The organism is Streptomyces sp. NPDC005963 (assembly GCF_040638655.1).
Taxonomy (GTDB): Bacteria; Actinomycetota; Actinomycetes; order Streptomycetales; family Streptomycetaceae; genus Streptomyces.
The window spans coordinates 65,735-80,303 of sequence record NZ_JBEXVD010000030.1 but is presented as its reverse complement, the minus strand read 5'-3'; the positions used below and the strand labels follow the sequence as shown (position 1 = coordinate 80,303).

12 protein-coding genes and 1 pseudogene are annotated in these 14,569 nt (G+C 71.2%); 4 read left to right on the top strand and 9 right to left on the bottom strand.

What is annotated here, in order from left to right; genetic code table 11:
- The 4 genes and pseudogenes from ABZ348_RS29600 to ABZ348_RS29585 all read left to right on the top strand — a co-directional run.
- A pseudogene (locus ABZ348_RS29600) lies at nucleotides 1-309 on the top strand (hypothetical protein); the annotation flags it as partial.
- Between the two features lie 32 nt (nucleotides 310-341).
- Nucleotides 342-659 carry a ferredoxin gene (gene fdxA, locus ABZ348_RS29595; protein ID WP_358938201.1) on the top strand — a complete coding sequence of 106 codons (318 nt, stop codon included), beginning with the start codon at nucleotides 342-344 and terminating at the stop codon, nucleotides 657-659.
- Nucleotides 660-980: 321 nt separating this feature from the next.
- Nucleotides 981-2,021 (top strand): AfsA-related hotdog domain-containing protein, encoded by a 1,041-nt coding sequence (locus ABZ348_RS29590; protein ID WP_358938199.1) that lies wholly within the window; start codon nucleotides 981-983, stop codon nucleotides 2,019-2,021.
- Nucleotides 2,022-2,089: 68 nt separating this feature from the next.
- On the top strand, nucleotides 2,090-4,903 hold the full coding sequence (locus tag ABZ348_RS29585; RefSeq protein WP_358938197.1) for a BTAD domain-containing putative transcriptional regulator: 2,814 nt from the start codon (nucleotides 2,090-2,092) through the stop codon (nucleotides 4,901-4,903).
- A 281-nt stretch (nucleotides 4,904-5,184) separates the two neighbouring features.
- Here the strand turns inward: ABZ348_RS29585 and ABZ348_RS29580 are convergent, their stop codons facing one another.
- The 9 genes from ABZ348_RS29580 to ABZ348_RS29540 form a co-directional block, all read right to left on the bottom strand.
- Complete coding sequence (locus tag ABZ348_RS29580; protein ID WP_358938209.1) at nucleotides 5,185-6,120, bottom strand: alpha/beta hydrolase; 936 nt, start codon at nucleotides 6,118-6,120, stop codon at nucleotides 5,185-5,187.
- Between the two features lie 69 nt (nucleotides 6,121-6,189).
- Entirely contained in the window at nucleotides 6,190-6,468 is a 279-nt protein-coding gene (locus ABZ348_RS29575; RefSeq protein ID WP_358938195.1) for a hypothetical protein, read from the bottom strand.
- 147 nt (nucleotides 6,469-6,615) lie between these two features.
- Nucleotides 6,616-7,773, bottom strand: a complete 1,158-nt coding sequence (locus ABZ348_RS29570) for an alpha/beta fold hydrolase (RefSeq protein ID WP_358938193.1) — start codon at nucleotides 7,771-7,773, stop codon at nucleotides 6,616-6,618.
- Between the two features lie 283 nt (nucleotides 7,774-8,056).
- Complete coding sequence (locus ABZ348_RS29565; protein WP_358938192.1) at nucleotides 8,057-8,950, bottom strand: 4'-phosphopantetheinyl transferase superfamily protein; 894 nt, start codon at nucleotides 8,948-8,950, stop codon at nucleotides 8,057-8,059.
- Complete coding sequence (locus ABZ348_RS29560; RefSeq protein ID WP_358938190.1) at nucleotides 8,883-9,740, bottom strand: 2-oxo acid dehydrogenase subunit E2; 858 nt, start codon at nucleotides 9,738-9,740, stop codon at nucleotides 8,883-8,885. The genes ABZ348_RS29565 and ABZ348_RS29560 overlap by 68 nt, the downstream gene beginning before the upstream one ends.
- Nucleotides 9,737-9,964, bottom strand: a complete 228-nt coding sequence (locus tag ABZ348_RS29555; RefSeq protein ID WP_329015049.1) for an acyl carrier protein — start codon at nucleotides 9,962-9,964, stop codon at nucleotides 9,737-9,739. The genes ABZ348_RS29560 and ABZ348_RS29555 overlap by 4 nt, the downstream gene beginning before the upstream one ends.
- Nucleotides 9,965-10,065: 101 nt before the next feature.
- The gene (locus ABZ348_RS29550; RefSeq protein WP_358938188.1) at nucleotides 10,066-11,106 is read right to left on the bottom strand and encodes a 3-oxoacyl-ACP synthase III family protein; all 1,041 of its coding nucleotides are present in this window, start codon (nucleotides 11,104-11,106) and stop codon (nucleotides 10,066-10,068) included.
- Nucleotides 11,107-11,199: 93 nt separating this feature from the next.
- A complete protein-coding gene (locus ABZ348_RS29545) occupies nucleotides 11,200-14,259 on the bottom strand; it encodes a beta-ketoacyl synthase N-terminal-like domain-containing protein (RefSeq protein ID WP_358938186.1) in 3,060 nt (1,019 codons plus the stop codon).
- Entirely contained in the window at nucleotides 14,256-14,564 is a 309-nt protein-coding gene (locus ABZ348_RS29540; protein ID WP_358938184.1) for an acyl carrier protein, read from the bottom strand. Before ABZ348_RS29540 ends, ABZ348_RS29545 begins: the two co-directional genes overlap by 4 nt.
- Between the last annotated feature and the right edge of the window lie 5 nt (nucleotides 14,565-14,569).

The window sequence follows — 14,569 nt, the reverse complement described above, 5'->3', positions numbered from 1 at the left end:
ATCACCCCCGAAAACGAACCCCACACCCTCACCCACGACGCCCACAACCCCAACCCCACCACCGCCTTCGCCCTCTCCCGCCTCGCCCACCCCGATCTCCACCCTTCCCCTACCTTCGGCGGGGAGACCCCTACCCCCATCGGCGTCTTCCGCAACACCCAACGCCCCGTCTACGACACCCTCATGAACAACCAACTCGACACCGCCACCGAACAACTCGGCAAAGGTGACCTCACCGCACTCCTCACCGGCAACGACGCCTGGACCGTCCGTCCGCAACGCAGCGCCGCGACTCCGCTGCCCGTCTGATCCGCCCGACAACCCATCCCAGGGAGGGACCCATGGCGTACGTGATCGCTCAACCCTGTGTCGACGTCAAGGACCGGGCGTGCATCGACGAATGCCCGGTCGACTGCATCTACGAAGGACCCCGCAAGCTCTATATCCACCCTGATGAGTGCGTGGACTGCGGAGCCTGTGAACCCGTCTGCCCGGTCGAGGCGGTCTTCTTCGACCAGGACGTCCCGGACGAGTGGAGTGACTTCCGTACGGCGGACTCCGAGGTCTTCGTACCCCTCGGCTTCCTCGGGGGCGCCAGCGGAGCCGGGCCCCTCAGCGCCGATCACCCCCTGGTCGCCGCCCGGGCGGCGGGGGAGTAGCCTGCCGGGCCCGTTTGGTGGTAGATCGCATTCCGGTGCGGTCCAGTCTCGGTACAGGCCAAGTCCAGAGCGATTGCAGCGACCCGAGAGAACGTTGGGGCGGTGACGGGTAAATCCCGCCACCGCCCTCGGTGTTTCAGGTCCGGAAAGGGCTTGATCGCCCAGTGCACCGCTCATGGACACATGCATATGCGCCAGTCACATCTGCATCGGTGGTGGCCGTGAGCGATGGGGACGGCACGGAAGCTCCGCGTCGTACTCCGCAGGATCGTTCTCTCTCGCCGCCCACGGCCCAGCCCGGGGCGTCCCAAAGGAGCTGGTATGGACAGCGCGCCCAACGCTTCCGACGCACTCGCTAGACCTCCCGCGACCGCGCCCACCGACCCGCTCACGGCCGGGCTCCCGGGCCCCCACGGCATGGCCCCCCTGCATCTGCTGCACAGGCCCGACACCCCGGAAGGGTTCCTGCTCGACGCCACCGCACCGGTGGAGCAGCACTTCGCGCTCTCCGCCGAACTGCCCGAGGAACACCCGGTGTTCAACGACGGGCCCGACACCTTCCATGACCTCCTCTTCGCCGCGGAGTCCCTGCGCCAGGCCACGTTCTTCGTCGCCCACCAGTACTTCCGGGTACCCGCCGACCGCCCCGCCGTCTTCGTGTCGAGCGGTATCGACGTCCGGGAGCTCACCCCCTGGCGTCGCACCGGCCGACCGGCGTCCATGACGCTGGACATCACCCTCAACCCCGTTGACGTGGTGAACGGCATCCCGCGCGGTCTGGAGTGCCGCGGGGGAGTGGCAATCGACGGCGTGAGCTGCGGCAGCGGCACCGCCCGCCTCCAGTTCCTGATGCCACGGGTCTACCGGGCACACCGCGAACTCGGACGCAGGGAGAGCCTGCGCGGCGCGCTTCCCCCCGCGTCACAACCGGCCCCACGGCCGACGGTCCGCCCCGAGCAGGCAGGTCGCGGCGATGTGCGCAACGTCCTGGTGGGCCCACCGCTGCGCGCCGTCGACGGCGAGTTCATGCTGCCCGTCACCCCGCAGCCGGGCCACGAGACCTTCCACGGCGGCCCGGGCGGTCACATACCGGGAACCGTCTTCCTCGAAGCGTCCCGACAAGCGGCACTCGTCGTCGCCGCCGAACTCCAAGGGTTCGAGCCCGCCCATGCCGTGCTCACCCACTGGTGGGCGTCCTTCCGCGGCTTCGGCGAAGCCGACCTCCCCCTGACCTGCACCGTCAACACCCGCGACCCGCTGCGTGACCGCGCGGGCCGCCCCATCGTCCACACCCGGATCACCTTCAGCCAGGGCAGCCGGGTGTTGTGCACCGCGACGGCCACCCTGCTCCAGGACTGCTAGCAGACAGCCCCCGCACCCCCACCCCCCGATCACACAGCCTTCCGTTTGCCTTCGAGAGGAGCCTTACCATGCGTTTTCGGGTACTGGGGCCGGTGAGCCTGTCCCCTCGCACCCCGTCCGCCGCCAAACCGCGCGCCCTGCTCGCCACTCTGTTGGTGCAGGCCGGCGAGGTGGTTCCCGCGCACAGCCTCATCGACGAACTCTGGGGGAACGAGCCGCCGAGGACCGCGACCACCACGCTCCAGGTGTACGTCTCCCAGCTGCGCAAGATCCTCGCCGAAGGAGCGGGCACCACGGCCAACGGGCTGTTGGTCACCCGTCCGCCGGGGTATCTGCTCCAGATACCCGATCAGGAGCAACACTTCGACCTGCCCCTGTTCGAAAGACTGCGCACCGACGGTCGCCTCGCCTACCAACAGAGCGACTTCGTCCGCTCCTCCCGACTGCTTCGGGACGCGCTCGCGCTCTGGGGCGGGCCCGCGCTCTCCGGCATTCCGCACGGTGTACGGCTGGAATCCGCGGCGATCCGCCTGGACGAACTCCGGCTGGAGGTCCTCGAACAGCGGATCGTTGCCGATCTCCGCCTGGGACGACACCAGGAGCTCGCCGGTGAACTGCTGGCCCTCGCCAATGAACACCCCCTGCGCGAGACGCTCCACGCCCATCTCATGGTGGCGCTGTACCGCACCGGCCGCGGCTCCGACGCCCTGCGGGTCTACGGGCGACTACGGCGCTCCCTCGTCGAGGAGTTGGGAGTCGAACCGGGCCCCGTCCTCGCCCGGCTCCACGAGCGTGTGTTGCGCCGCGACCCCTCGCTGGACTGGCGGGCCCCCGTGGCGACCACCACCGCGACCGCCCCTTCCCCGCCGACACGTCCCAACATCGGCGACGCTCCACCGGCACCGGTCGCACCGCCCACCGCGTCAGCTCCGACCCCGCCCGCGCTTCCCGCGGCGGCGCCCGGTTTCGTCGGCCGCCACGAGGAACTCGCCCACGGCGAACGCGTGCTGCGCGGCGGCGGGGGCCGCCCGCCGGCGCGCGTGCTCGCCATCTCGGGTCGTGCCGGTGCGGGCAAGTCCGTACTCGCCCTCAAGCTGGCCCATCGGCTGGCCGGCCGGTTTCCGGACGGGCAACTCCTGGTGTGCCTGCGCGGACCGCAGGGCAGACCCCTCACCGCTGCACAGGCCCAGGCCGCCCTGCTGCGCGGGCTCCTCGGCGACACTGCCGGGCCCACGGCGCCGACCGATCCGGATGAGCTCATGGGTCGACTGCGGCGCGCCCTGACGGGACGGAAGCTGCTGCTGGTCCTGGACGAGGTCACCTCCGAAGAACAGGTCAGGCCCCTGCTGCCCCCCGCCGAAGGAAGCGCCGTCATCCTGATCGGCCGACGCACAGCAGCGGCACTCGACGGTGCGGAACACATCGTGCTGGACGCCGTACGGCCGGATGACGCACTGGAGCTGTTGCGTACGGCGGCCGGTGAGCGCATCACCGACGACCCGGTGGCCGCGGCGGAAATCGCCCGGCTCTGCGGATATCTGCCCCTGGCACTGCGCGTGGCCGCGGCGGCGCTGACCGCACGCCCGCACACCACGGCCGCCGAACTGGCGGAGCGGCTGCGAGACGAGCGGACCCGGCTGGGCGTCCTGCGGGAAGGCGACCTCGATCTGCGTTCCAGCCTGCTCACCGGATACCAGGAGGCAGCACCCGCCACCCAGCGCGCCTTCCGGCTGCTGACCCTGGCCCCCGCACCCGACTTCGCGGCGTGGACCGCGGGCGCACTCCTGGGGGTCGCACCGGCTGCCGGGCACGAGATCGCCGAGGAGTTGGTACGGGCCCAACTGTTGGAAGCGCGCCCCGGTGGGCGCCCTGCCCGCTACGGCTTCCACTCCTTGCTCCGCGTGCTCGCCGTGGAGTTGAGGGACGCCGACGACGCGGGCCACGCCCCGAGACGGCAGGCGGTCGAGCGGCTGTGCCGTGCGTATCTGGCCCTCGCCCGGTACGCGGACGGGCGGCTCGCCCCCGGACGGAACTGGACCTCGCACGCACTCTCGGGCGGGGCAGCAGCCCTGGACGACCCGCACCGAAACACCCTGCTGGACGCGGCGGCGATCGTCGGCACCAGCCCGCTCGGATGGTTCCGCGACGAGGCGCCGGGGCTGGTCGAGAGCGTACGACAGGCACACGCGGCCGGTCTGTGGCACCTGGTGTGGGAGCTCGCCGACAGCGCCACCGGCTACTTCCACGTCTGCGCAGCCTGGGACGACTGGGAGGAGACGCATCGGCTGGCGCTCGATGCCGCCCTCCGAGCGGGAAACACCGCGGCCGAGGCGGTCGTGCGCTACGGGCTCGGCGACCTCGCCTGGCAGCGCCAGGAGGGACGCAGGGCCCTGGAGCACTTCACGGCCGCCCAGCGCTGCTTCGACCGGGTCGGGGACCGGACCGGTGCGGCCCGCTGCCGCATCGGCATGGCGGACATCCTGCTGGGGCAGGGCCGACTGGGCGGCGCCGCCCGACGGTACGGACGCGCCCTGGACCAGTGCCTGACCGCCCAGGACCTCTGGGGCAAAGTGGCGGCACTCAACGGACTCGCCCTGGTCAATCTGCGCAAGGGACGCCGTGACACCGCCAGTGGACAGTTGGCGCAGTGCCGTCGGTGGGCCGAGCGCCTCGGCGACCGCCGTTGGGCCGAGTACACACGTCGTACCGCCGCCAGGCTGGCACAGGACACCCGCGGCGCCTTCGAACCGGGCGCTCCCGCCACTGCGGCGACCGGCGCCGACGAAGGTTCCTACGCGGTGGAGGTGCGCCCGGGGATGTGGCTCATCGGCGCAGCGGCCGGGCGTACGCTCCAGGCCCCGGTGCCCGCACTGTCCCTGTGACGGGCAGGACACAACGGGAGGTGGTGTGGGTGCCGGACGGGAGTCCTGCACCCACACCAGTGGTTCACCGCGCTGCCGGAAGGCGCGATCGTGGTGGACGGGGGGCGCGGAGGAGGCGTCGCCACGGTGCCGCGCCCGGTGGAGGCCGGTGCTTCTCGCGAGGAGGCTCGGTGGAGGCCGGTGCTTCTCGCGAGGATTCGGGGTTTCCAGGGCACGCGGCTGATCGGGATGTGCCGAAACGCACGCAGAGGCGCGGCACCATCCAACGTACGGCAGCAGCGCTACCCCGTGGCGCGTCGTACGGCCGGCCCGGCAGCACGCACCTGGGGGCGGCGGTTGCGCAGCAGTTGGCGCCACTCCTCGGCGCTGAACTGCGCGGGCTGTGAACCACGGATGAAGTCGTGCACCACCGCGATGAACCGCTCGGGGTCCGCACGGAACGGAAAGTGCCCCGCCTCGGGGAAGATCTCCAACCTGCTGCCGGGCATCGCCACGTGTCCCAACCCGGCGTGCACGGCCGGCACCACCATGTCGCGTCCGCCCCAGACGAGCATCGTGGGCATCCCCTGCGTCAGATAGCTGCGATCGAGCAGCGTCCCGATCTGACCGCGCCAATCCACCACCGCACGCAGGGTGCGCACGAACGCACTGCGTGACGTGGCGTCGGGCAGTGCGTCCACCGCCCGGAGCAACTCCGGTGCATCGAGCCCCAATCCGCTGTGGACGGACCGGAGCACCCGTACGGTCAACCCGAGTTGCCACCGTACGGTGGGTAGTTGGAGGGCGGCCAGCAGCAGCCCCGCACCCGGCAGACTGGCCGCTCGTAGCAGCGGGGTCACCTGGCGTCCGATGCCGCCGCTCCCCACCAGGACCAGCCGTTCGGTGCGTTCGGGGAACTGGTACGCGAACTGCGCCGCGACCGCGCCGCCGAGCGAGTGGCCCACCAGGGTCGCCCGGTCGATGCCGAGGGCGCTCAACAGATCCCGCAGCCCGTTGGCGTACGCACCCGGCGAGTAGTCGCCGCGTGGCTTGTCGGAAGCCCCGTGCCCCAGCAGATCCGGCGCGAGAACCCGGTACCGGCGCGCCAGCCCCGGGATGATCTCCGTCCAGGTGGCCGACGAGTCCCCGATCCCGTGGATCAGAACGACGGCCGGCCCCTTGCCGGCCATCCGGTACGCGTGGCGGTATCCGTGCAGCCGCCGGGTACGCAGCCGCACCGTGCCGGCCTCGGTCCGCGGGCGATCGGCCCCGGGCCGCTCACTGCCGAGCTGGGGTCTGGCCACGGATCATGCCTCCTTCGGACCTGGACGTCCCGTCAGTGCGGACAGGAAGTCGACAGCGGGGAACGAGACCAGGGCGGCAGACGGCGCGCCGCGGTCCGAAGCGATCGACGCCTCTCCCTCGACGGCAGGGAGCTGATCCTCGTCGAGTTGCGACATCGACAGGGCGTCCCTGTCCAGGGGGACGGGGTCTATCCCGAGCGAGGTCAGGGAGCGCCACGGCTGGACGGTGCCGTGGAAGACGGCCCGCGGCGGCGCGGGGGACAGTGTGGTCGCAGTGGGCATGGCAACCGCCTCTCGGTCGGCGTTCATGGGATGCCCGGAAGTGGGCGCTGCTGTGCGGATGGTGCGGCTGGCGTATGACTGGCGTGCGGCTGTTGTGCGGTACGGACGTACGGCGGCGGCGCTGAACGGTCGACTCGGGTGCGGGCGTCAGCTGCCCGGGGTCGCGGAGGGGCTCCGGCCACTCGAACGCGCCACGGGGTGCTGCGGTCCGGCCGTGGGCGCAGTCGCACCCCGGGGAGCCGCCACCCGTTCCGCGGCCCGGCGAGAGCGACCGGCACGGCCCGCGGACTCCTCGATGCGCACCCGTACCAGCGAGGCGATCAGCCAGGAGCGCAGCGCCCCCAGATGTGCAGGCGAGCCGTGCACGTCGTCGAACTCCTTGAACCGCACCCGCGGCAGCGTCCGGGCCAGCAACTCGCGCTCGCCGGCCGGAATGATCTCATCGCGCTTGCTGACGACGTAGTTCACGGGGACGCGCACCGACTCCAGCGTTGCCGCGTCGAGGGCGAAGTCCGCGAGTACCGTGCGCAGCTCGTCCTGATCGGCGACTCCCGTGAGCCGCCGCAGGGTCTCGCGGGTGATGCCCGGGACTCGGGGCCACCACAGTGGATCGGTGAAGAAGTCCGCCACCGGGGCGCCCACCGTGTGGACGCTGCGGATCCGGGAGTCGACGGCCGCGGCCCGCAGTGCCAGATGACCGCTGAAGCTCAGCCCCAGCACCGATGTCTGCGTCACCCGGGCCCGGTCGCCCAACCGGTCGAGGAGATGGGGAAAAAGCTCCCAGGAATCCGCGCGGTAGCGCAGGGTGTTCTCGCCGACGCCCGGCATTTCGGTGGCGATCGCCGCGTACCCGAGCCGGGCGAGCTTGGGCAGCAACGGCGCCCACTGCTCCTTGACGCTCACGATGCCACCCATGATCACCACCAACGGTCGGCGGCGCCCACCGTCCAGCCCCGCCGTCCACGCGGCGACCGTGCCGCCCGGATGGTCCAGCACCAGACGCTCGATGCCCCGACGGCGCCGCCAGTCGTCGAAGGTCCGCACACAGTTGTGCTGCGCCCTGACGCGGTCGTCGTCGCCGTGATGGGGGAAGCGGGCGAGCGCGTACCTGCGGCACGCGTCGATCGGCCGGCCGGCGAACGCCAACCGGTCGGCCTCGGCGGTCCAGACCCGCGCCCAGGACCCCGGGTGCCCCGGCTCGTCCGTGGTGATCCAGGGCAGGACCGCCGCCACCTGGCGTTCGGTCATCCCCTGACCCCGCGCATGGAGCCGGGCGAACTCCTTGAGCTCTTCGAGGTGGTTCATGGGTGTCCTCCGATTCCCCGGTGACCAGGGCCGATGCCCACGAGTACGGCACCGGAGCGCCGTCCTGGCCGGTTGGATGCGCAGCGCTACGGATCGGGGCGGGCGCCATGCCGCGGTGGGGGGTGTGGTGCCTTCGGCGGAGCGCCCGCCCGATGACCAGGTTGCGGCCCGCCCCTTAAGCCGCGCTTGTCGCCCACACGCACGAAGGCGCCGTGGTGTCGGGGAGTCCCCCGCAACCACGGCGCCCGCCGGAAGCCGTCCTCCCGACGCGATGCCGTCCACCTCACCAGTACGCTGCCGCCTCCGGCTGAGCGCCGGCGTCGTCGCCCTCCGCGTCGTCGCCCAATGCCTCGGTCACGGCCGCCACCACCCGAGGATCGAGCATGGTGCGCGCGGCCGTGTCCTCAGTACCACCGAAACCGGAATCGCTGACCGCCACACTGACGGCATAGCCACCGTCGACGGTGAAGGTCTGGAACTCCCATTCGACGCCGGTACCCGGAGCGCCGTCAGGGGCCAGCACGCGTGCCGGCTGTCCATCGGGGCCGAAGCCGAAGTCGGTGAACCGGAACCGCATTCCCTGGCCGATCGCCTTGCTGTACGCCTCCTTGAGCGTCCACAGCCGTACGAGTGCCCGCTCCCGCTGCTCCGGTGGCAACGACTCCAGGGCCGCCAACTCGTGGGGCGTACAGACGTGGCGGTGCAGCCCACGGGTGTACAGCGGACGATCCTCCCGTTCGGCGTCCACACCGATCAGACCGCGCGTGGTCAGACCGATCAGCAGCAGGTCCTCCGTATGACTGAGGCTGATGTCGACGGCGTCACAACCGCGCAGATAGGGCCGCCCGGTGGGACCGTAAGCCAACTCGATCACCTGCGGGGGCACCCTGAGAGCCACCGCAGCGGCGAACTTCAACAGGACCCGGGACGCGGCGAAGCGAACCCGGACCGCCGGATGGGTCATCTCCAGGTAGCGCTCCCAGTCCCGGCCGAGCAACGCCCGCAGCCGCGGCCCGCCCGCCTGGTCGGGCCGCCAGTCGGCGAGCCGGGCGTGCAGGACCGCGACCGAGTGGTCTTCCAGATCGGCGCGGACCCGGTCCCAGGCCCCGTCACGTCCGGAGATCTTGACCGGTTCTCCGAACGAGGGGCCGGGTACAGTCCTCCTCCGCGCCGTCATCGAACTCCTCCAAGGTGGATGTGAGATCACCGAGAACGTCCGCCGCCGCCGCGCCGTCGATGATCCGGTGGTCGAAGGTCAACCCGAGCCGCATCACCGGCGCGATCGCGAGGCGTCCGTCCCGTACGACGGGCCGGTCGACCACCCGCCCCGCGCACAGGGTGACGGCGGTGCCACCGCTGGAGTGGAACCCGTCGACGGGCCGGTGACCGAGCGAGCTGACCGACACCGTCCCCAGGGTCCCTGGCGTGCGCACCGCGGCGGCGAACGCGAGCCGGCCGAGGGGCACGGGCAGCCTGCCCAGCAGACGCACCCCGCGGAACTCCGGCAGCTGCGCGGTCTCCGGTTGTCGATAGCGGTCGATGCGTTCCTGAACGGCATCCAGGTCCGCGGATTCCAGCCGGGGCAGCAGCGCCGAGAGCACGGTCCGTTCACCATCGACGACACGGTCCAGCGCCACCTTCGCGGTCACCCCGGCGAACCGGACCGTCCGCGGCGCCCGCAGCCCCGATCGACTCGGCACCAGGGCCGCGTTCGCCTCGGGGTGACGCTGCAAAACCCGGCCGGTCGCCCACAACAGATAGCCGACCACCGAGTAGCGGCGGCCCGCCGCACGGGCCGCCGCGCGGTGCGCCTCGATCCGTGACATGTCGACGTCGGTGTCGAGGTGGACGGGCCGCTGCCGCGAGGCGTGTTCCAGGAAGTACAGCGTGTGGAGCCGGCGCCGCTCGGAGTGGGTGCGTACGGGCGCCGGCGCCACGCGTTCGTCGCTGGACCGGAACCGGGTCACGTCTGGACCGCCAGCCGGTAGATCTCCTGGAGGCTCCTGGCCTCCAGAAGCCTGCCGACCGGCAGCGGCCTGCCCGTGGTCTGCTCCAGGACGGTGACCAGTTTCAGCAGGTAGAGGGAGTCCCACTCGGGGAGTTGGTCGAGGTCGGCGTGGACCTCGTGGTCTTCGAGCGGCATGCCCAGTTCGTCTCGGACGAGACGGACGAAGTCGTCGATGGTCTGCATGGGAAAACGGCCCTCCCGGGCGCGGAGCGGATGGTGACAACGGGCGGGCGCCACACCGCGATCGTGGGGTGCGGCGGCCCGCGCTACTGCGTGGATGCCGGTCAGACCTTTTCCAGCGCGAAACCGGACTTGATCCACTTGCTGGATTCGACGGCGACCGCCAGCGCCCGTTGGCCGTCCGTCATCTTCGGAAGCAGCCCTTCCAACTGGAGGAAGGGCAGGGCGTTCCCGTTGTTCCCGGTCTCCGCCACACAGGACACCTCGACGGCACCGGGAAGGTCCAACTGTTCGGTGATGCGCCGGGTCATCCGGCCCGACAGCTGCGGCGGCAGCAGGAAGTCCACCTGGTCCGTGGTCCAGTCCAGCTCCTCAAGGAGCTCCCACAGGATCTCAGCGGCCATCACCGGGACGGCCGATTCGATCGCCTTGTAGTCCTCCCGCACGGCCTGCCGGTCCTCGTGCCGGTCAGCGAGGCCGAACCAGTCGATCACCTGGCCGGGTTCGCGTCCCAGACCGGTGAACCGGTTCAACACCCGTCGCAGCGCGAGGCGTTCGCCGCGCGGTTCCGCGGTGAGGACGGCAGCGCCCGCGCCGTCGCCGAACAGCACGTAGTTGACGAGGTCGCTGGGGGCCGCGTCCGAGAGATCGCGGTCCAGCTCCAGATGCTTGCTGCACACATCGCCGCCGATCACCAGGCCCGCGCCGTACCCACCGCCGGTGATCAGGGTGCGTCCCAGCTCCAGGGCCTGCACGGCGCCCGCGCATCCGGACTGCAGCTGATAGGTGGGCAGTTGATCGAGCCCGAGTTGGTCGGCCACCTGATTGACCGTCGCGGGCATCAGGTGGTCCGGGGTCGCGGTGCCCATCACCACGAACTCGATCTCCTCCGGTGAGATCCGGGCCGCGCTGAGCGCCCGTTCCGCCGCCTGGGCACAGAGATCGGCGAGCGACCAGCGCACCTCGCCGGTGATCAGATCACGGGCGAAGTGCCGGGTGCGGGTGCCGATGAAAACATCGATCCACTCCTCGTTCACACCGAGGGTCTTGGCCAACATCGCATTGTCCACGGGGTCGCCCGGCAGAGCGGTCCCGACGGCCGCGAGATGGGCCACGACCTCGGTGGACGGTGGGGATGACTGCATCGTGCGGTCCTTTCTTCCCTTCAGGGCCGGCAGGCCCGAGCGGGCCAACGTGGTCTGAGCGCCATGGACGGGGGCGAACACCCCGCTGCCGTGTCAGGCGACGGCGGAACCCACCCGATCGCGCAGGTAGTCGATGAGGTCTCCGACGGACGACAGCCGCGGCAGCAGATCCTGCACGCTCATCGCCTCAAGTCCGCTCAACCGCTCCTGAATGCGGTCCTTCAGCTCCATCACCATCACCGAATCGAAACCGAGGTCCTCGTAGAGGAGGGAAGCCGGCGACACCTCGTCGGGCGCATAGCCGCCCACGGTGGCGACCGCTTCGATCACCGCCCCGGCCACCGGGTCCGCGGGAGCCGATTCCCGCGCCGACGGCAGCACCGCGAGCGACTCGCCGGAACCGGCCGCCACCGTCAGTGCGCGCGCCTCCGGTTCGGTACCGCCCGCTGACTCCCGGGACGCACCGGCGGTCGACGCCGGCAGCACACCGACGCCCGCAGCCGTGGTGGACCGTACGGGACCGCGGGTCCAGAAGCGGTGGGAGTCGGAGAAGGCGTAGGGGGCCAGGCGTTGTGGCTGGCGCTCCTCCTCCGCGTACACCGCGTCCCACCACGGCTCCAGTCCGCTGCGGTACAACTCCGCCACGGCCTGCGCCAGATCCCGGCCGCCCGCCTCCTCGTTGGGGACCAGGGCGACCCCCTGGCCACCGGTCAGCCCGGACGGGCGCAGACGGCGGGCCATCCGGGTGAGCACCGGCCGGGGGCCGACCTCCACCAGGTGTGTGGGTCCCGCCTCCAGCAGCTGTGTCGCGGCTTCGCCGAAGAGCACGGGGGCACTGATGTGTTCGGTCCAGTACTTGGCGTCCATCGGCTCGGCCTCCAGCAGCCGACCGCGGACCGTGGAGTACACCGGCAGCTTGGGCACCCCGCCGCCGGCCTCCTCCGCGACCTCGGCGAACCGCTCCAACACCGGCTCCATCAAGGGTGAATGGAAGGCGTGGGACACCTCAAGCCACTTGCTGCGGATGCCGCGCTCGCGCAACGACTCCTCGACCCGCGCCAGTGCCGCGAGATCACCCGACAACACGGTGGTCTGCGGCCCGTTCACCGCACCCACCCCCACCAGCGGTTCCGTCTCCACCAGCGGCGCCAACTCCTGCGGCGTCGCCCGCACCGACAGCATTCCGCCGCCTTCGGGCAACTCGTCCATCAGCGCACCGCGGGCCGCGATCAACTGCGCGGCCTGCTCCAGTGGAAAGACCTCGGCGAGGACCGCAGCCGCGTACTCGCCGACACTGTGACCGAGCATGAGCGCAGGGCGTACGCCCAGGTCCGCCATGCTCGACGCCAGCGCGTAGCCGACCGCGAACAGCGCCGGCTGGGTCCACCGCGTGCGGTGGACGGCCCCGTCGCCCGAGAGCAGCAGATCACGCACCGACGCACCGGTGTGCGGGGTCAACGCCGCATCGGCCTCGTCCAAGTACTTCCGGTAGAGGGCCGACTCGCGATAGAGCCGAGCCGTCATCTTCGGATACTGCGAGCCCTGACCGGTGAACAGCAGGGACACGAGCGGCTTGCCCGCAGGGTTCCCGGTGAGCTGGGCCAGCCTATCGTCGTCGGTGGCCGCCTCCCGCAGGGCCGCGGCCAGTTCGCCCGTCTCCTGGGCGGGGACCGCGAACCGGAACCGGTGGCCCGTCTTGACCCGGTTGCTGTTCCAGCACAGCGGACCGACCGGCACCCGGCGCCGCTGCACCGCATCGGCCTGGGTCAGCAGATTGCGTCGGAGCGCGTCCAGGGAGGGCGCGCTCACCGTGAAGACACCGCTGCCGAGCCCGGTCCGCCCACCGGCGTCATGCGCCGGCACCGCCTCGGGGCGCGCGGCGTAGGCGGGCGCGGACTCCAACACGGCGTGGGCGTTGGTGCCGCCCATGCCGAAGCTGCTCAGCCCCCCGATCGCCGGCTTCGACTGGAGCCGCAGCGGCGTCTTGAGCAGCCGCAGCCCGTGCTTGGTGAGCTTCAGCGCCGGGTTCTCCTTGGTGGCGTACCGACTGGCCGGCACCGTCCGGTGGTGCAGCGACAGGGCGACCTTGATCAGCCCGGCGATACCGGCGGCGCCCTCGGTGTGACCGATGCTGCCCTTGACCGAACCCACCGCCATCGGACGACCGGTGCGGCCCGCGTGGAGTTGGCCGAGCGCCTTGATCTCGATCATGTCGCCGAGCACGGTGCCGGTGCCGTGCGCCTCGGTGAAGGTCACATCGGACGGCTCCACACCGGCCCGCCGGTAGGCCGCCGTCAGCACGTCCTGTTGTGACCAGCGGTTGGGCGCGGTGATGCCGTTGCTGCGCCCGTCCTGGTTGACGGCGGTGCCGCGGATCACCGCGTACACCGGCTGACCGTCCGCGACCGCGTCCTCCAGTCGGCGCAGCACCACGGCGCCCACGCCCTCGCCGCGGCCGATCCCGTCGGCCTCGGCGCTGAACGGCTTGCACCGGCCGTCGGGGGCCGACAGACCGGCCTGGGTGTAGAAGATGTTGAGCGCGGGGGTGAGGGCCACGTTGACCCCGGCGGCGATCGCGGTGTCGCACTCGCCCGACAGCAGTGCGTTGCAGGCGAGGTGGACGGCGACCAGCGAGGACGAGCAGGCCGTGTCCACCGCCAGGCTCGGACCCTTGAGGTCGAGGTGGTAGGAGACCCGGTTGGCCGTCATGCAGTAGCCGTTGCCCGACCCCACCTGCGCGGTGACCCGGGCGTAGTCCGTGAGGTGCAACTGCGCCCACTCGTTGCCCATGATGCCGACGAACACCCCGGTCGGTGTTCCGGCCAGCTTCTGGGGGGCGATCCCGGCGTCCTCCACGGCCCGCCAGGCACACTGCAACAGCAGCCGCTGCTGGGGGTCCATCGCCGCGGCCTCCCGCGGCGAGATGGTGAAGAACTCGTTGTCGAAGGCGTCGGGGTCGCTGATGAACCCGCCCTCGGTGGTGTTGGCATGGCCTTCGGCACCGGTGGGGGAGTGGAAGTCACGGGCGTTCCACCGCTGCCCCGGCACCCTGCCCACTCCCTCGTCGGAGCGCATCAACATGTCCCAGTAGGCGCCGGGGTCGGGCGCCCCGGGGAAGCGGCAGTCGAGCCCGACGATGGCTATCGGTCTCATCGGGCCTCACCCTGCACGTCCCGCAGCTCCTCCACGAGGTGCCCGGCCAGCGCGTCGACGGTGGGGTAGTCCCAGGCCACGGTCGGCTCCAGGACGAGGTCGAAGTCCTCCTCGATGTCGCCGCACAGGCTGAGCGCGGCGACCGAGTCCAGCCCGTACTCGGCCAGCGGGACGGTGGACACGATCTCGGACGGCGACCGCTGGAGGTACAGCGCGATGCGGTCGGCGAGCCAGCTGCTCAGCGACTCGACGCTGTGCTCGGTGCGCTCGGTGCTCGTGGGGCGGTCGGTCGCGGGAACAGACATGGGGT